Genomic DNA, 19,032 nt, shown 5'->3' with positions numbered 1-19,032 from the left:
GTGTCCTTGGTTCATCTTCTGCTCTTAAGCTTAGTATTCCTTAAGCGCAGCACTTCGATATTCGGATGGTGACATGCCGACCATCTTCTTGAAGACACGGCTGAAGTAATTCGGGTCCCTGTACCCGATCCTCTGGCTAATGTCCTTCAAGATATGGCGGGGATCACCAAGCAGCTCCCGAGCTTTGGCGATTCGGATTCCGGTCAAATAATCAATAAAGGTAATGCCGCATCTCTCATGAAAAATTTTACTGAAATAATGAGGATTCAGCCCCGCATAATCAGCAACTTCCTCAAGGGACAGCTCCGTGCTGTAGTGGTCAGCTATATATGACTTCGCTTTCTCGATACCGCATCTGTGTTCATCCGTATACCATGTGTCCACCGCATCCAGCACAAGATCCAATTGAAATAGAGCATACCGGCGTAAATCCTCGATGTCATTCATATCATGAAAACCACCAAGCTTAGGAAGAGATATCCCCTTCTCCTTCGCCTGGCTCCGCATTTGAGCAAATAGCTTGTTCAGATCATACTGAACCCTTGCCGTCTGATATCTTGTCAACTCAAGCAGCTCATTCATGTACTGGGAAAACATGCCCCTTGCTTCCTCCACCTTACCGCGATCCACCATAAGCAGCAGCTGCTGCTCACAAGCAAGTGGATAAGGGTTGGATTCTTCCGTCCCAGCGGGCAGATCCTCATAGAAACAGCTGCAAAAGGCACGGGGTTCACCAGAAGCGAGCACCGCCTCTTGATAAGATCTCATCCAGCCTTCTCTGCTGTGCTTCAGCGTCCCAATTCCAGCGGTCATCCCGCTGGAAGGAAACATACGCTGCGCTTCCTGCAGCAGGCTTCTCATGAGATGAACAGCTCTTGAGCGCACAGATAAACTGCTTCCCTTACTCATCCGTTCCGGAAATAGCAGCAGCGGAAGATACTGTCCAATGAAAGGTCCTGCATGACAGAATTCATATATCGATGTACGGTTACGTACCCATTGATGGATTGGAATACGCTCTGCCTGGCTCCTCTCCTGATCAACAGCGATCTTCAATACACACGCGTATCCAGCTGATTCCGAAAGTATGCCTGCTGCTTGCTGCCAACCGATCAGCTCGGCTCCAAGCGTGCGTGATTGACAGATGGAGGACACCCAGTCTGTTTCAAGCAGCGCCTGGGTCTGTTCCGCCTGATGCCTCAGCGCATTCATCTGTGAAAGCTTACGTCTCTCAGCCTCAATATCCTTCACCACCGCTTGAATCGAGCTTACAATTTGATCCTTCTTGCAGGGCTTCAGCAGATACTCCTTTACTCCATATTTCATCACACAACGTGCATACTCGAACTCATCAAAGGCCGAGACCATAATCACCTTCGTGTCAGGCAGAAGGTTATACAGTACCGATACAGCTTCGATTCCGTCAGTACCCGGCATTTTAATATCCATCGTCACCAGATCTGGCAGAAGCCTTTGTGCCATTTCGATGGCCGCTCTTCCGTTCTCCGCTTCGCCCACGACCTCGACATCGGGCAGATTCCTGTCCACGATCATTCTGAGAGCACTGCGTTCTATCTGTTCATCATCAACAATAAGCATTTTGAACATAGACGGACTTCTCCTCCTTCGCGCAAGGCAGCTTTAACCGTATAACCGTCCCCTGTCCCGGGGAGGATTCAATCTCCATGATGTCTTCCCGCTGATAATATAGCCGCAGACGTTTCAGCACATTCGTAAGACCAATACCACTAGATGACGGCGGTGAGGGCGGGCTCTCGGATCCATACAGCTCTTTCTTTCCTGCGCTATGCCCTGCTGCTGCTTCATCCGGAGGTGGCTCCGATGAGCCGAGCAGCTTCGATATCTGTTCTTCTCTCATACCGGCTCCGTTATCCCGAATCTCGACCATGATCAAGCCGCCGTGTCTATAAATATGCAGCGACAGCTCTCCTCCTTCCTCACAAGACTCTATTCCATGTACAAAGCTGTTTTCGATCAGCGGCTGGATGGTCAAGGAGGGCACCACATAGCTTAGGCAGGACTCATCAATCGTCTCCGAGAAGCGAATTCGCCCGCCGAATCTCATTTGTTGGATGTAAAAGTACTCCCTCACAATCGCAATCTCATCCCTCAGCACCACATCGTGATGCATTTTCTTCAGGTTATACCTCAGCAGTGTCGAAATAGAGTCCACCAAATCGCTGGTCTTCTCCGCCCCTTCCACGTACGCCATTTTGGACACCATATTGAGTGTATTGAACAAAAAATGCGGATTGATCTGATTTTGGAGGCTTCGGATCTCCATTTTTTTGACGAGCGCATCAAGCTCTGATTGCTGCTTCATTTCTGCCACAAGCTGACGAATATTCGCGCACATTCCATTAAACGTCTCCGCCAGAAACTGCAGTTCATCCCGGCTGTTCACCTTGATATCGCCGACCGCCAGATTCCCGCGTGAGATTTGCTTCGCAGCCGCAGACAATCGGCGTATGGGGTTCGTTATCCCTTCCGAGAACCAGAATGTAAACAGGGTGCATAATAGGGCGGCAGCCAAAAAAGCATACACGGCCATTTTTTGCAGATGCTCATTCTTCGCATTCATCATGTCATAGAAAGTCTGGTAATTAGACAGCTCGCTGTTGATCAGCTTCAGCGTCGTGTCCTGGATGAACCCGGCAGTCCGGTCCGTTTGTGTCATCCGTTCATAGTAAGCTGCCAGATCCGACCCTTGAGCCTGATCGATGGTCTGTCTGCCTTGCTCCAAGAAGCTCGTTATCATATTGCTGTAATTCTTCAAGAGCACATAATTCATGTCGTTCTCCATCTCCGCCAGCAGTGTTTCATTTAAGTATCCAAGCTCATATGCCTGTCTTTCATAACTCTCGAGCAGCTTGGGGTCAGAGGCTGAGCTTTGCACAAAAGTTTGGATTGAACCGTTAACCTGCTGCACCGTACGCTGATTGATCTCGTTAAGCAGAAAGAATCGTTTAAGTATTTGATCATATTGTGTAAGAGAATTGCTGTTATTCTGATATAAATACAAGGCGAGAGCAGATAAGAGGACGATCAGTACGGTGAAGAACAGCATCAGCTTTGTTTTGATGTGGATCATAAGCCTCCGTTCCCTCCCTTGTACATCAGCAGATCGTCCTTTCGAATAATGCGGGCATCCGTGTTATATACACTGACAATTCGCTTGCCGCCAAGATAGTCCAGCATCAGCTCCACGCCCTCCGCTCCCATTTGATACGGCTTCTGTACAATGGATGCCGTAACAATGCCCTGATCAATGAGCTCTAACGTTTCCGGAAGGTCATCAAATCCGAATACTCGAATATTCTTTTGCTCGCTGGCTTGGGAATCCGGACTTCTGTCACTAAGCATCTGAGCGATCCCCATCGCATCCAGGGCACTGGTACCGAAAAAAGTATCGAGCGCTTCATGCTCTCTGGACATCGTATAAGCTGCGGACGCGGAACCGATTCGGTCAATATTCGACTCCTTCATATCAAGAATGCGAATGCCCTCCTCACGTTTCACTGCATCCAGAAAGCCGCGCACACGCTCCTTCAGATTAGCCGCATGGAAGCTGCCGGTTACAATACCTACGTTTGCATTGCCAGCAGTATCCTGGATCAGCGCTTTTCCCGCCATAAACCCTGCCGCGTAATTGTCGGTTCCCACATACGCAAGACGTCGGCTATCGGGGGCATCGGAATCAATGGTGATGACAGGAATCCCCATCTCAATGGCTTGATCCACAATTGCAGCGAACTGCTCATCATCAAGTCCTTGCGTCAGAATACCATCGATCTTTGCGGCTACCGCCATTTCAATCAGCCGAATCTGCTCACTGACACTGGCTTCCACCGGACCGATATATTCGAGCGTGGCATGGTTTTGCTCCGCTGCGCTTCTTGCGCCATGCTCAATCAGGCGCCAATAGGGATTATCAAGCTCCTGTGATATGAGGACCAGATGAATCTCAGGGTTACGGGAATGCGGAATGGAAGACATGCCGGATTCATAATGAAGCGCTTTCATAAAATGAGTCAACGATATGGACACCGTCAGTAGAAGCAGCATGGCAATCAAAATATAATGCGGCCGCAGCCAAGGCTTGAACAAGCGGGAGCCCCCCTTAGCTTGATATGGGATCATAAATCTGAAAAAGCTCATATAGAGAGCCGTTTTCTTGCTTAATGCGGCTCCTTATGCTGAGCTTAATCATTTCCATCACAAATCGCAATCCTTGATTTATATGAATCAGCTATCCTTTAACAGAACCTGCGAGCAGTCCTCTAATAAAATATCTTCCAAGCAGTATATATACAATCAGTGTAGGTAATGCAGCAAGGACCGCTCCTGCCATCTGCACATTCCAATGGACAACCTGACTGCCGGACAAATTCTGCAGCGCCACCATGATCGGCTGCTGGCTCTGCGTCGTCAGTGTGACCGCAAACAGGAACTCATTCCAGATGTTCGTGAACTGCCAGATGCCAACGACGACAAAGCTCGTCACCGACAGAGGAAGAATAATATACCTGTAAATACCGAGGAACCCCGTCCCGTCGATCTGTGCCGATTCCATAATTTCATTCGGGATGCTCACATAGAAGTTGCGGAAGATGAGCGTTGATATAGGCAGACCATATATGACATGCACCAAAATGAGCCCCGGCAGTGTATTGTACAGCTGAATCTGCTGCATGAATTGAATGAGCGGAATCAGTATGCTCTGGTAAGGAATAAACATGCCGAACAGAATCAGCGTAAAGATCGTTTCCGAGCCTTTGAACCGCCATTTGGCGAATACATAACCGTTCAGCGACCCAAGAAGAGCGGACAATATCGTTGCCGGAATGACGAGCAGCATGCTGTTCCACAAATGCGGAGCCAGTCTTGCAAAAGCTTGGCTGTAGCCGGACAAGTCGACTCTTTTGGGAAGGGACCACATTTGATTCAGTGTAATGGCATCAATGGATTTGAAGCTGGTGACAAGTACGACATAGACCGGAACCAGAAACAGAACTGCAAACACAGCGAGCAGCGCATATACGAAAAAGCGGGAAAGTCTTCTCTGTGCCACGCTCTAATCCCCCTTTCGGCTGGAGATGAGGTAAGGTACGATGAGGAACGAGACGAACAGCAGCAGCAGAATGGCAATCGCAGACCCATTTCCGTAGAAGTTGCCACGGAATGTCGTTTCAAACATATACACGCCTGGCATATCGGTGACAAACATCGCTCCAGGGCCCGTCATCGAATAGACAAGGTCAAAGATCTTCAAGGAAATATGTCCAAGAATAATAACAGCACTAACGATAACAGGCTTCAACAGCGGCAATATAATGGAGGTAAAAATCTTGCGCTCTGTAGCTCCATCCACGCGTGCAGCTTCGAATAAATCCTCCCCGATAGCCCGAAGACCGGCGAGGAGCATCGCCATGGTATAACCCGCCATCTGCCAAACAGCCGCAATAATGACGGCAACCAATGCCACAGGGAAACCGAATTCAATCTGCCCCATTTTGAAAAAAGATATAATCTCTGTACTGACATACCATTTGGGAGGACTGGATACACCAAGATTTTGCAGCAAAATATTGATTCCCGAGGAAGGATTCAGCAGCCATTGCCAGACCACTCCGGTTACGATAAAGGAAACGGCCATCGGAAAAATGAAAATGTTGCGAAAAAAGCCTTCGCCTTTAATTTTCGAATTCACCAGCATCGCGAGCAGCAGCCCGATCGCCAAGCACGCGAAGATGAAGAACACAGTAAACATGATCGTATTGCGGATATCGGATTGAAACCGGAAATCCTGGAATAGAAAAGCGAAGTTCTTGAGTCCGGCAAAGGATAAATCCTTCACAAGACTGTTCCAGTTACTAAGTGATACATATCCCGTCCAGCTGATGAAACCGTATACAAAGATGCCGATTGCAATCAGAGAGGGCATGAGCAGCAAGATCGCCCATACGGTATCAGGTATTCTTTTTTTGCGAAGAGTCGATGGTGTTCCCATTGTTTTCGCTCCTTTCTATCCTGATTATAGAATCAGGGAGCTGACTGCAAAGCTGGACTATCTTCAGATGATCTGGACATTTATGAGCTTACGCAATTGGCCAGATCATACAGGTGGGTAACTCCATTTGAAAAAAACAGCCTCCCCGGATCATATGGCCCGGGAGGCTGCCTGGTGGTCAATTACAATCCTTGGGAGGCTGCCGACTTAAGCCCTTGTACTGCCTGCTCTACATCTCCACCGGTAACGAAAATATTGATGACCTGATTCGCCTGTGTCAGGAATCCTTCAGAAGCGGCAGATCCGTGCGCAAGACTTGGTGTAAGCGCACTGTTCTTGAAATCCTCTATCGTTTCCTTGCCGTACACGTCGTACTTCTCCACATCCGCATCAATGCGGGCAGGAATGGATCCTTTCTCCGGATTAAAGGCATCCTGTCCTTCCACAGAGCCCAGCACCTTCAGAAATTCCTTCACCGACTCGGGATCCTTCACTCCGGTTGGTAATCCGAACGTATCCGTGATCACCATGAAGCTGCCGTCTGTACCCGGTGTAGGCGCGTATCCAAAATCAACACCCACCTCAAGCTTCAGGTCGCCCGTGAAGTAACCCTTTGCCCAGTCACCCATCACGTTCATGGCTGCCTCTCCGCTCGATACGAGCTGGGAAGCATCCTGCCAGTTGCGAGCCGCGTGGTCTTCATTTACATATGTCAGCATTCTCTTGAAGGTTTCGAGTGCTTCCTTCACCTTCGGATCGTCAAAGCTGATGTCTCCTGTCCACAGCTGTCTGTAACCATCGGCACCGAGTGTACCGAGAAGCACCGTCTCAAATAAATGCGTTGCCGCCCAAGGCTCCTTGTCTCCAAGTGCCAGCGGTGTAATGCCTTTTCCCTTCAATGCATCCGCTGCTGCAAAGAACTCATCGAACGTTGTCGGCACTGTAAGTCCGTTATCATCGAACACTTTCTTGTTATACCACAGCACATTGCCCCGATGGATATTAACCGGTACAGACCAGATGCTGCCGTCACTGCTGACGAGATCGATCAAATCCTGAGGGAACTTATCGTTCCACCCTTCCGCTTCATACAGCTCATTCAGCGGCTCCATCTTGCCAGCCGCCACCCAGCCCGAATTGAGCTCTGAACCGCCGTGAACCTGAAATGTCCCCGGAGGATCTCCCCCTTGCATCCGGCTGGCCAGCACGGCCTTCGCATTCGTTCCTGCCCCGCCGGCAACAGCAGCATTAATAACCTCAATGCTCGGTTGTTTATCCTTAAATACTTGAATCAGTGCTTTGAGGCCTGCTTCTTCTCCGGCACCCGTCCACCAGCTGAATATTTCAACCTGCTTACTGTCCGTCGAAGCAGGCGGTGCCGTTCCTTCTCCTCCGGTGGCTTCGCCCCCGGCAGGCGCCGAGGTTGAACCCGAACTGCATGCGGATAAAGCCAGTGAACCTAGTAGTGTCAGCGTTAGCCATACTGGTGATTTCTTCACATCAACACTTCCTTTTCATTCCGTTTGGATGGATGGTTATACTTACACTCACTTGCTTGCACCTCAGATTATAAGCCCCAAAATGTAAGCGCTACACTGGATTATGTTCAGGTCATCTGGACTTTATTTAGGGGGATATCCTATCCTTGATCGCTCAATAGCTGCCACAGAAGGCAGGCCTACAATCTGCAGCCCAATTAATCGCTAAAAATAAAAAAAGAAGCTCCAGGCATGAGTTATCATGCATGAAGCTTCTCTAATTACGGATGAACGCTTTATATAGAGAACTAATTATGTTCTTTAAGCTGGATAGCATCTCACAACCTCTGAACAAGCCCCTCCTGCTTGACGGTCCAGCTGCCATCCTGAGGGAAGCCGGGAGCATCACCGTTAGGTCCGTCAATCCAGCCCGCCGCCATCAGGGCGACTGCTGCAAGGAGTCCTCCATTGCCCGGTAAATAGGCCAGCAGATCATCCCGCTGATAATTGTGCCCATTTTTCAAATACGTATTTTTCACCTGGTCCATGAGCAGCATGTCTACGGCGAAGTCACCTTCGCCCAGTCTCGCCGCCGTCATCGCTGCCGTTGGAAAATCCCATCCCCATGAAGTTTCCCACCGCCACGCTTCTCTTACTCGGTGCAGAGTAGAGAGCATAACCGACCGGTCGATCAGCTTGCCGGGCAGAACACCAAGCGCCGCCAGCATGGACGGGTGATCTATATTCGCTCTTCTATACGTATCCGTACATAGCTCATGCGCCTCATATACACCATTTACCGGCTTCGGTACTGATAAATGCTCCATGACATGACGCCACTTCGGCTCGTCTGGCAGCCCAAGTCTCTCTCGCCACAAGAGTGCAATCTCAAGACCATGCCGCCAATATTCCAGTTCATATACGGGATTCATCGTCTCGCTGCCCCGGTGGTTCTCTTGTGCCGGGATAACGGGCGGACCGAGCACATAACGCTGCCCAGGCTCATCCCACACCGCGAAGGAAGCCATAAATTCAGCAGTTTCCATCACAATCTCCTTGTACCGTTCAAGCACAGCCTCTCCCGGATTGGCCTGATAGCACAGATAGGCCAGATCAATCGGATGCGGCTGTTGCCAGATCAGCAGCGTCGCGACGCTGGACGGGCTCTGATCGCCTTCCGGACCCACCATCTTCGGCCATCGGGCACCGGTATACCCTTGTGACACTGCCAGTTCACGTGCCTTCGGCAGAATCTTATCGTACCAGGACAGGCTGCGCTCCAGCAGATGAATTCTTCCCCACTGGGCAAAGTGAGCCGCATGCCACCAGTGCATTTCGAGGTGGGGCTTACCAAACCAGCTGTTGTACATCAGCCCGGTCTCCTGCGGGGGAATGGTCCCTGCGGAATGCAGCGCAGTCTGATATTGGGACAAGATGATTCTGCGCTCCAGCTCGGCACCCCGCGGATCACGGCTGCCCGCGAGCTCAATAGCCCCGCCGCTCTTCCAGAACTGCTCCCAATGTACGCCAGAAGAAGATCGGATAGCCTCGGCGGAAGCCAGCTCCTTGACCTCATCGGCAGAAGGTGCATAACAGACCGTCAAATCGAGCTGCGATAAGGAGCTGTTCGGAACCAGGCGATAGGCATGCCGGCCGAGCTGGACAAGTTCGCCGTCAGTCCATGCGAGCTTCACTACATACTTGTCTTCGTCCATGATTCTCCGGATCTCAGCTCCATGCTGATCTGCATGATGCAGCTCGCTCTTATGCTCCTCTTTGATCTCCCAGTTCAGACCTATACTGCTGCCCCAGCCGCGGGACTGTGGGTGGGGAGCAGGAAACCGGACGGATACAAACAGCCTGCCTTGCTCGATGAGCTCTGACTCTACAGTCAACCCGATCTGATCCAGCCGGTCATGGCAGCTGGTGAGAACGGTAACAGGTACGCCCTCTACACAGAACCGGCTCTTGATGATTCCGGTCCACAAATCAAGCTCTTGTTCAATGTCGCCAAGGTCCTGGAGCCGAATACGGCTTCCTTCCGAGGATAGCAGTTCAAGTCCGATGACACCGAGCTGGACCCGATGCGGATTCTGTCTCAGCCAGTGGAATACCTCCTCCTGACCGGCAGCATCGGTAGCATATCCCACTTGGCGTCCGTGCGTTTCAAATGAAGTGAGCTTTACATCCTCGTACCGATACAGATCATGCCCGCCCGTACTGTGCCATCCCCAGTTGGACTGGGTTCCTAGCGGGAACGTATACTCTTCAGGGAAGCTTTGCATACCGGTAATATCTACGGTGTAGGCAAACTCCCCATTCCCTACAGACAGTGGTGATAGGGTCTCGGCCTGCCGCAGCACCGGATTATGCCGGGTGACAAGCGATTTGCGATCAATTTTTTGCATAAGGCTAGAAGTCCTCCTGGTATTTTTTTGATGCCCAGCATGTTTTTTCGAACCATTCAATGAGGCGGTGCCTTCTCGGATCATATTAAGCGGTAAGTACTGTGCTTATGGCGGACGGCCTCATTGAATGTGAACCTGGTTGCTCCGTTACTGCTGGTAGCTCTGCACCTTCTCATACCATTCCTGTGCCCGCTTCGTGACCTCTGCACCGCCAGAGCTGTTCCAGCGCTCCACGAACTCATCAAATTTCTCCAGCGGCCATTCACCGATTACGATCTTGGACAAATATTCCTGGAACAGCTTATGAGACTGAATATCCGGATACCCTTGGTATACAGACGAAGGTAATCCGTCTCCCGCAATACGGCGGGCATCCGCTGTTGCCACTTCAAAGATGTCCTTGACCATCTGAACCTGATCCTCCGGGAAGGTCTGTTCAATTCGAACATCCATGGTCTCCTTCGTATTGTAATTCAGCATACCCAGCCCAATCGGTGTATTGTCATCCGCAGGGAGCAGCTGTTTCTTGCCGTCTACCACTTCATGGTGCACGCCTTCAATACCGAAGCGAATAAAATCCTCGTTCGCCGGATCGTAGAAGAAGTCAAGCAGCTTCAGCGATGCCTCTGCCTTGTCCTCGGATACCTTCGGAATCATCCACTCCGGCTCGCCTACACTTTTTTGGGTGACATAGCCTTCGTATCCTTCCACGGTCGGGATCGGCATTCCTTTGACGACGGCTTCTGGGGCAAGCGTCTGGATCGCGGCCAGCCGATCCTTCAAGTTTCCAGGCAGATGATACCAGCTGCCAACCAGATTGTTGTTAATCTTCGCTGTCCAGATTTCGCCCTTGTTCAGGAAGGTCTCGTTATCCAGCAGCTTCTGTTCGTACAGATCACGTACAAAGACAATGGCATCCTTCATGTTCTGTGTAACACCTGCATACTGCAGCTTGCCGTCGTAAATATCCCATTCCGGCTTCCCTTCCCACATTGCCACACCGTACATGGCGAACAGATGATCCATCCAGGTTCCGAACTCCCTGCCTGTCGTTGGAATCTCATCAGCCTGACCATTGCCGTTAGGATCCTCGTTCAGGAAAGCCTTCAATACTTCCACGTATTCTTCCTGTGTTGTCGGCATTTCGAGCCCTACTGCATCCAGCCAGTCCTGCCGAATCATTGGCGCACGCTCTGGAATCATATAGATCTTGGGAACATAATAAATCTTACCGTCTGGTGAGGCTGAACGTACAATATCCCAGGCTTCCTGAGGAATGCGCTTCCATAAGTTCGGAGCATACTTCGGCAGCAAATCGTCGAGCGCAAGAGCGCCATTCTGCGAGATCAGCGTCTGCTCTACGCCACCCACCGGTCTCATAATATCCGGCAGATCACCGGAAGCGATCATCACGTTCATGCTTTCCACCGGATCACCGCCTGACGAGGTTGTCTGCAGATTATACTGCACTCCCGTCCTCTCTGCGATATACTGCACATGCGCATCATCCGGCGTTGGCAGCTTGCCCTTGCTCAGATGCGTCTTATAGACATCGACTACCACATAATCCGGATTGGTCGGCGCAGCTGAGCTGCCTGTATCCGTATTGCTGCTGCAGCCAGCCAGCACCGTCGTTATCCCTAGCGTCAATGCCAGAACAGACCAAGTCCATCCTTTATGAGTCCACTGATTACGATTCCACAAGTGAGATCTCCCCTTTTTCAATAGGTTATATGACCCGCGATTTACACCATTCGCATATTCAAAATCATGAATTCATCACATGCAGTGATTCCGCCGGATGGGCTAGCCCTTTAATGAACCCAGCATCGCTCCTTTGACAAAATATTTTTGCAGGAAGGGATATACCAGAATGATCGGCGTTGCCGCAAATATAATAGTGGCCGCCTTCAGTGTTGTAATGTTGTAATCGAAGCTGCCGAGCATATCTGTCACACTCAGCATTTCCGGCGATACAATATATTCCCTCAGCTTCACCTGAAGCGGATGGAGATTCGGATCTCGGATGAACAGAATGGCCCGCTGGAACGTGTTCCAATAACCTACAGCATAGAATAAGCTGACTGTTGCAAGTACGGGCTTCGATAACGGCAGGAAGATCTGGAACAATACTCTGAAATCATGGCAGCCGTCGATCTGTGCCGAGTCAGACAACTCAGCAGGTATACCCATGAAGAAGGTACGAATAATGACCATGTTGAACGTGCCGATCAGTCCTGGAATAATCAGTGCCCAGATGGAATCCAGCATCCCGAGCGATTTGACCGTCAGATAGAACGGGATGAGCGGTGCATTGAATATCATCGTGATCACAATGCCGAACATGACATGTCTCTTGATCATGAACTTCGGATGCGCCAGCGGATAGGCGGTGAGCACAGAGAATAAGACACTGAGCAGCGTACCCACCACCGTAATGAAGATCGTGACGGCAAACGAATTCCACAAATCCTGCCGATTCAGAATGTACTCCCACGCTCCGAATGTAAATTCGACCGGGAACAAGAATACTTTCTTTGAATCCGCCGCAATCGGCGAACTGAAGGACATGGCCAGCATTTGCACGAGCGGTGCGAGCATCGTAAATGCAGCCAACGTCAAGAAGGTGTAATTGACGACCTTGAACACTTTTTCTCCAAATGTATTTTTCATCACCACAACCCCTGCTCTGTTTTTCTCGCAAGCCGATTAAAGATATAGAGCAAAATAAACCCAATGACGGACTGGAACAGACCAATGGCTGTTGTCATGCTGTACTGCCCCTGAAGTACCCCTGCCCTATACACATAAGTCTCGATAATATCTCCCACCGAATACGTCATTGGTGTCAGCAGGTTAAATATTTGATCAAATCCAAGCTCCAGGAAATTACCGATATTCAGTAGGAACAGTACTGTAATGGTCGGCAGCAGAGACGGCAGCGTAATATAGATTGCCTGCTTCCATTTGCCGGCACCGTCGACGACGGCTGCTTCGTATAGATTTGGATTGATCGCTGTGAGAGCTGCAAGATAAATAATCGTTCCCCAGCCCACTTCCTTCCAAATTCCTGACAGAATGACGATCGTCCGGAAAGCCCCTTCCTGCTGCATAAATAGAACAGGCTCATACCCGAACCAGCCACGGATTACGTTCACAAGTCCTCCTGTGGCCAGCAGCTCGAATACAATGCCGCCTACAACGACCCAGGACAAGAAGTGCGGAAGATAAAAAATACTCTGATACGTGCGCTTCATGAATCTCCCTGCAACCTCATTGAACAGCAGCGCGAGAATAATCGGCGCCGGGAAGCTGAATACAAGCTGATAGAGCGCAATGAGCGCTGTATTGCGGAGCACGTTCCAGAAATCCGGATACGTAAAAATGAACTTGAAATTATCGAAGCCAACCCAGGGACTGCCCCATATCCCATTCATAATCTGATAATCCTGAAAGGTAATGATGCTGCCAGCTAACGGAACGTATTTAAATAAGATGTAATACACAATTCCCGGCAGGATCATGAGGTAGAGCATCCAGTACTTGCGGACATTATGCAGGTAAGGACGAATGGATCCTCGTTTCGGTGTGGAATGAGACACCTCCGGTTTCGCTGTGATGTCAGCCATGTGTATGTTCGCCCGCCTTTCTCTTCTATAGTCGTAATGCCACGAGGGACACCCTCAATGTACGACTGACGGGGCAAATCAGCAATTGACCATTCCGCCAAAATATGGACATAAAGAGAAAAATCCACCCTTCTGCAGTATTTGCTCATAGGGTGGAGCTTCGGTTCATCATGTTTTGATCAAACAGTATATTTTTTGTATTTCATATGCTCTCTGTATTTTCCGGGCGTAATATCCTTCAGCTTGCGGAATACACGGATGAAGCTGTTCTCATGCTGATAGCCGACCATTCTTGCAATCTCCGCCAGCTTGTAGTCGGTCTCGATCAGCAGCTCGCCCGCTTTTTCCACACGCAGCTTGGTAAAATAATCGTGAATCGTCTCTCCCGTCTCTTGCTTGAACAACTGGCTCGCCAGACTGACACTGATATGCACAGAGGAAGCAATCTCCTGTACCCCTACATTCCCGTCCAAATGCCGTGTCATAAAATCAATCATCTGCTGCACCATCACAGCTTCCCTGCTGACAGCAAGCGATGCAAAATGATCTGCCAGCCTGCTCGTGTATTCATAGAGAAGCTCCATCATATCCGGCAGATCAAGCGTATACAGCTGGCGAATCTGAATGACTTCCTCCGGATCGGCCCCTTCCTTGGACACTTCCAGCTTCATCAATCGCTGACGAATATGGGTGAGCATGCCCGTCACCTCCGAAGGATACCATCCTTCTGTCCTCATCTGTTCCTCCAGCTTGCTTAACATTCGAGTAGCCTGCTCCTTCGAGCCTGACTCTACCGCCTGGAGTAATGCCGAAACGATGGATTCATCCTCTACGGAATCGGTCCGCTCATGGGAGGCTACTTCTTCAAAGGTAATGACCGTCCCATACCCTTTATATAAACGGTAGCTTAGTGCATTCTCCGCTTCATAATACGCACGCTGCAGCTTCATGACGTTCTCCGCCTGATGGCTGATCCCGATCGACGCCTTGGTCTGCAGAATATCCTGCAGCATCGGAAGGATCTGGCTGAGCTCCGCTTCCATCGGCTCCTCCTTATCCACACTGGGCTGGAGTACTAGGGCCAGCTTATCCTTGCCTAGATCCACGCTGACACTGCGGTAAGATGGAGCAAGCAGCTCCTCTGCAATATTATTCATTGCATATTTATATAGAAACTGATCATTGTCACTCCATTTATCCGCCCATTCCGAATACCGATCAATGGATATCAGCACGACACGAAGCGGCCTGTTCGTCCATTCCTTGAAATATTGACTCCACCTTGCTTCCATCTCTCGCCGCCCGGACAAATTACCCATGAAAATATCCTGTACGAACTTCGATGAGGCTTCTGCCTTCGTATGACGGATCTGCTGAGACAGGTCTTCATGTGCCCGCAGCAGCCGGACGGTAATATTCTCAAGCTTGCCTAGATCGAGACTGTTCTCTTCACGTTCATAATTTTTGAGAAGGGAATGCAGCCGGCGAATGGGCTTGAAGGTCACCGCATGAAGCTGAATGATCAGCCAGGCTCCGAGCACCAGCATAATGAGGGAGACCAGCAGCACGACGCTGCGGATCTTCTTGGAATTTGCCAATATATCGTCCTGAGAAGCAATGGAAACATATCTCCAGTCGGTCAGAGGAGAAGGATTGTAGGTCAGCAGCAATGACTCCCCGTTCAGCTTAACATCATCGTATCTTTGATCTCTCAGCTGCTGTGTGTGCACATAGATATCGGAGGGTTCAGCATGGGCATCCCCGATCTGATACACCAGATTTCCTTCGCTGTCGAGAATATACTGGGCACTCTCGATCTTCGAAACGGCACTTGGTCTCATCTGCGCGAACAGCTCTGACTTATTGAAATTCAGAGCAAGTATGCCCTTCATCTCGCCTTGGACGACAATTTTTCGAAAATAGGTAATTTCGTTCGTTCCGTTCTTGCCGCTCCCGCCTGCTGCCGTTCTCGATTTGACAAGCATGGTCTTCTCCTCAAGCTCGCTCCCTACGCTCACCCAGTCGGAATCCGGAAATGTGCTGAACCGGGAGCTGTAGCCCATGGGATAAGATACAAAGCTCTCTTCATCTGCATTAAAAATGTATGCGCTTTCTATAATGGGTGAATTAATGACCACATATTTCAAATACTCAATGAGCTGCCGGATTTCCGTTTGCGTGATCTGCTCCCCCTTGGAGAGGTAGCCATATACACCCGAATGCAGTGCCATCTTGATGGCTGTGCTGTCCGTATCCTTGATATAATCCTCGATAAAATTCATCTTATCGCTGAGCAGCTGGTGATGCATCTCGCTCAGTTCACTTTGGAGCACCGACTTGGATGTGTAATAGGAAGTCAGGCTGACCGCAAGTATAATGACGAACACCGCAATGGTCAGCGCAAAAACAAGTCTCGTCTGAGTCGTTGAGAGTAATGCGCGGAGCGAGTTTGACACTTTGGACATCATTCGCCTTCCCCCATCCTTTATTCGCTTGGATATCCGTATCGTTTTAATTAACATTTTCTTTCCATATGTTATCACAACTTGTATGACTGGCGTTCACAAAAATTTAAATTTTTACCTATTTGAATCCATTTCATAATCCCTTTAGCTGCTTCAATCCAATCCACCTTTTTAATGATTTATGAAATGGATTCATTTGTGAAAAAGAAATAACCGGACTGTATAGCCCGGTTATTCGGTGAATTCATATCGTTGGCCCCTGCATACCTTCCGTTATTGGCTGTGGACTACCGATGATCTTGCCCGATCTGTACGACGCTCCTTCAAATATTCGAGCAGCCTTAAGGACTCGATTCCCGCCAGCAGCACAATACCGATGCCGTGGGTGTCATTCAGCAGCCAAGACAAACGCTCCTTGTAGTAATGCGGAGAGAAAGAGTATCCCGAGCCTCGGCATACGCCGTATACATTCCCTTCACGATCAATACAATGGCGTATAATGCCTTCGCAGCCACGGAAGACCGCATCGGCGTATAGGTGCTGAATTCCCTCTGGAAGCCAGCCATACCTTATCCCGCGGGAAAAAGCATAAATAAACATGGAAGAGCAGGACGTCTCGCTGTAGGATTCATGATCGGTCAGCACCTGATGCCACAAGCCCTGCTCATCCTGAACCGCAAGATAGCCCTCGCACAGCTCCCTGTAGAAATGCAGCAGCTCGTCATAATCCGAATGCGTCTTCGGAAGAACAGCCAGCAGCTCCGTTAGAGAAAATAATACCCAGCCATTCCCCCGTCCCCAGGGCACAGTACAGCCTTTATCAAAATTCAAATTGTACACATGATGCATCATTTTCTGCTCAGGCATATACAATCTTTTCTTATACAGCAGAAACTGGGCAGCGGCATCATCCAAATACCGGGTCTCGCCGGTAAGCTTATAATACTGGCTAAGAAACGGGGTGCTCATGTACAGGTCATCGCACCATATCGTATTAACCATCAGCTCGCTGAAGCTGCGGTAGCGATATAACGTTCCATCAGGCAGTCGATCCTGCTCACGTGTAATATAGTCCGCAATACGATGCGCTGCCTCCTCGGCTCCTCTCAGTTTCTTCAGCTCATGAGCTCTGAGCATGGTGGCGCCGAAGGAACCACAGTCATCCAGACTATCAATCAGCGCAAGCTGATGGTTTATCCCTGGGGCACCATGCCGCTTGCTATCCCACATGACCAGCTCATCCAGAGACGTACACTGTTCAATATGATCCTCAGCATATTCAATATAATCCGGGCGGGACAGCTCTCTTCCCGTCTCCAGAATGCCATACAGCGTCACACCTAGAGGATAATTCCATTTACCATATAAGCGGGATTCCAGATAAGGGCGAATCCGAGCGGCCGGCTGGTCAGCTCTGTAATAAGTCCGTTCTTCTCCCTCTCCAAATAGGCGGTCCATATGAGGAACGTCTCGCGGCGGAGGCACATGATCCTTAGAAAAAGGACCCAGATACAGCCAGTGCCCTGTTAAGCCTTCAACGGGGTATGGCTTGGCCCAGGTTAGAGCTTCGCCTGTTTCATCTTCGGTCAGTACTTCCAGATCAAAGCCCCAGGCTTTACGGGTACGCGCTGACACAATGACAATATCATGTACACCGTAGTCCAGCTCCTTCTCCACCTCGAAGTAGCCCTGCTCCTGATCACTGGTGTACAACAAATTCCCGTCCACATATAGCTTGAATGTTCCTTCGTGCAGCCCTTTCCATGTCACTTTCCGTTCGCTTGCGGTGCTCCGGTGATCCAGCTTGGACCATGCCAGCGCAACGGCCCCAAAGGGACATCGTACTCCATATCCATCGGATGTGACTACTGTTTCGGCACTTGCATTGGTGCGGGCATTGGCTCTGTCATTTTCATCTTCAATCACGTTCGCATCCACACTTACGCTGGCATCGGCCTTGGCATTGGCGTTAACCGTCGCTTTCTCTCCAATCCCTGTCCCTGGATCAAACACTCTTGCGAAGGCACCAAGCTGCTGCTCCTCCTCGCTCCATTCCCTTCGGGGATACCAAGTCATATCTGTAGCTTCCTCTGATGCCGATATTTCCGTCACAAAAACACGTGCCAGCTTGGAGTCGATCTCATGAGAGACCACCTCCTTGGCATTGCCTGGTATCCAGCGTGTATGCTGAGGTTCGCTGTACACCCAGCCTTCCTGCCCATCACGCTCCATGGTTGGAGCAAGAAAATGGACGGGCGCGCCTTTAACAGAACCTGTGCCGAAGCTGGCACCGCAGCCAGTGGGTGTTTTCTCAAACTCCAGAACAAAGAAGTTCCAGCCCTTACGCAGCTTGCCGCGTAGTCCAGCCTTGCTCTCCGGCATCACATCCTCGCGATGATTCGATTCAAATGCCAGCAGTCCGTTGATAAACACCCGTGTATGGCTGTAACAGCTGATCCGATAAGCCTGTGTCGTTTCCTCATCAGCCCAAATTTTGGCCCAGGCATAGACGAACTGTCCATCCTGCAGCTGAGGAAGCTTTACCATAAGATTCATATCGTAACGGTATTCGTTATCTCTAATAAAGCCTTCCACATTCAGCACCCGGTACGTTGGCAGGGTCTTCGGATTCGCACCGATGTATCGGTTTACAACGGCTCTAAGTACATCCTCTGTTCTGTCCAGTGAAGCTCCAAAAGAACGTTCTTTGTTTACATATGGCATCGCCTGCAGCGCCTCCTAACGACGAAATGATATGGTTAGAATAAATTCCAGTCCATGGGCAGAACAATGGCGCAAATCTCCAAACCGTATCCCAAAGCATCACATTCCTGCAAAAACGATTCGGTTTGTTCTGTGTACATTTGGTTGATTGAACCCTGAACATTGTAGAGCCAGCAGAATGAGCATATGTCTCCTGTAAAGAGGGTAAGCAGCTCAAAAAATGATATATGTTAATGGATAATTTTGTGATACAATGCGGAGAAGCTTTAATACATTAAACTCATTTTACGAGAAAAA

The 19,032-nt window shown here is 49.9% G+C and carries 12 protein-coding genes; all 12 read right to left on the bottom strand.

What is annotated here, in order from left to right; translation table 11 throughout:
- Positions 1–30: 30 nt before the first annotated feature.
- Positions 31–1,608: a response regulator gene (locus TCA2_RS17735; RefSeq protein ID WP_047912925.1), complete on the bottom strand. Its 1,578-nt coding sequence runs from the start codon at positions 1,606–1,608 to the stop codon at positions 31–33.
- The gene (locus TCA2_RS17730; RefSeq protein ID WP_052512144.1) at positions 1,586–3,112 is read right to left on the bottom strand and encodes a sensor histidine kinase; all 1,527 of its coding nucleotides are present in this window, start codon (positions 3,110–3,112) and stop codon (positions 1,586–1,588) included. Before TCA2_RS17730 ends, TCA2_RS17735 begins: the two co-directional genes overlap by 23 nt.
- A complete protein-coding gene (locus TCA2_RS17725; RefSeq protein ID WP_238546440.1) occupies positions 3,109–4,128 on the bottom strand; it encodes a sugar-binding protein in 1,020 nt (339 codons plus the stop codon). Before TCA2_RS17725 ends, TCA2_RS17730 begins: the two co-directional genes overlap by 4 nt.
- Before the next feature lie 142 nt (positions 4,129–4,270).
- A complete protein-coding gene (locus tag TCA2_RS17720) occupies positions 4,271–5,092 on the bottom strand; it encodes a carbohydrate ABC transporter permease (protein ID WP_047912924.1) in 822 nt (273 codons plus the stop codon).
- 3 nt (positions 5,093–5,095) lie between these two features.
- Complete coding sequence (locus tag TCA2_RS17715; protein WP_047912923.1) at positions 5,096–6,031, bottom strand: carbohydrate ABC transporter permease; 936 nt, start codon at positions 6,029–6,031, stop codon at positions 5,096–5,098.
- A gap of 182 nt (positions 6,032–6,213) precedes the next feature.
- Complete coding sequence (locus TCA2_RS17710) at positions 6,214–7,530, bottom strand: ABC transporter substrate-binding protein (protein WP_047912922.1); 1,317 nt, start codon at positions 7,528–7,530, stop codon at positions 6,214–6,216.
- Between the two features lie 317 nt (positions 7,531–7,847).
- Entirely contained in the window at positions 7,848–9,917 is a 2,070-nt protein-coding gene (locus tag TCA2_RS17705; protein WP_047912921.1) for a glycoside hydrolase family 65, read from the bottom strand.
- Between the two features lie 147 nt (positions 9,918–10,064).
- Positions 10,065–11,621: an extracellular solute-binding protein gene (locus TCA2_RS17700; protein WP_047912920.1), complete on the bottom strand. Its 1,557-nt coding sequence runs from the start codon at positions 11,619–11,621 to the stop codon at positions 10,065–10,067.
- 102 nt (positions 11,622–11,723) lie between these two features.
- Positions 11,724–12,590 (bottom strand): carbohydrate ABC transporter permease, encoded by an 867-nt coding sequence (locus TCA2_RS17695; protein ID WP_047912919.1) that lies wholly within the window; start codon positions 12,588–12,590, stop codon positions 11,724–11,726.
- Positions 12,590–13,453: a sugar ABC transporter permease gene (locus tag TCA2_RS17690; RefSeq protein ID WP_238546447.1), complete on the bottom strand. Its 864-nt coding sequence runs from the start codon at positions 13,451–13,453 to the stop codon at positions 12,590–12,592. The genes TCA2_RS17695 and TCA2_RS17690 overlap by 1 nt, the downstream gene beginning before the upstream one ends.
- A gap of 272 nt (positions 13,454–13,725) precedes the next feature.
- Positions 13,726–16,014 (bottom strand): helix-turn-helix domain-containing protein, encoded by a 2,289-nt coding sequence (locus TCA2_RS17685; RefSeq protein ID WP_047912917.1) that lies wholly within the window; start codon positions 16,012–16,014, stop codon positions 13,726–13,728.
- Positions 16,015–16,284: 270 nt separating this feature from the next.
- On the bottom strand, positions 16,285–18,735 hold the full coding sequence (locus TCA2_RS17680; RefSeq protein ID WP_047912916.1) for a glycoside hydrolase family 105 protein: 2,451 nt from the start codon (positions 18,733–18,735) through the stop codon (positions 16,285–16,287).
- Between the last annotated feature and the right edge of the window lie 297 nt (positions 18,736–19,032).

It is taken from the genome of Paenibacillus sp. TCA20, assembly GCF_000732325.1.
In the GTDB taxonomy this organism is placed as follows: domain Bacteria; phylum Bacillota; class Bacilli; order Paenibacillales; family Paenibacillaceae; genus Paenibacillus; species Paenibacillus urinalis.
This window is presented reverse-complemented; position numbering and strand designations above follow the sequence as displayed.

Coding starts and splice junctions, on each gene's coding strand:
- TCA2_RS17735 (WP_047912925.1), bottom strand. CDS start 1,608: ATGTTCAAAATGCTTATTGTTGATGATGAACAGATAGAACGCAGTGCT.
- TCA2_RS17730 (WP_052512144.1), bottom strand. CDS start 3,112: ATGATCCACATCAAAACAAAGCTGATGCTGTTCTTCACCGTACTGATC.
- TCA2_RS17715 (WP_047912923.1), bottom strand. CDS start 6,031: ATGGGAACACCATCGACTCTTCGCAAAAAAAGAATACCTGATACCGTA.
- TCA2_RS17705 (WP_047912921.1), bottom strand. CDS start 9,917: ATGCAAAAAATTGATCGCAAATCGCTTGTCACCCGGCATAATCCGGTG.
- TCA2_RS17695 (WP_047912919.1), bottom strand. CDS start 12,590: ATGAAAAATACATTTGGAGAAAAAGTGTTCAAGGTCGTCAATTACACC.
- TCA2_RS17690 (WP_238546447.1), bottom strand. CDS start 13,453: ATGCTCTACCTCATGATCCTGCCGGGAATTGTGTATTACATCTTATTT.
- TCA2_RS17685 (WP_047912917.1), bottom strand. CDS start 16,014: ATGATGTCCAAAGTGTCAAACTCGCTCCGCGCATTACTCTCAACGACT.
- TCA2_RS17680 (WP_047912916.1), bottom strand. CDS start 18,735: ATGCCATATGTAAACAAAGAACGTTCTTTTGGAGCTTCACTGGACAGA.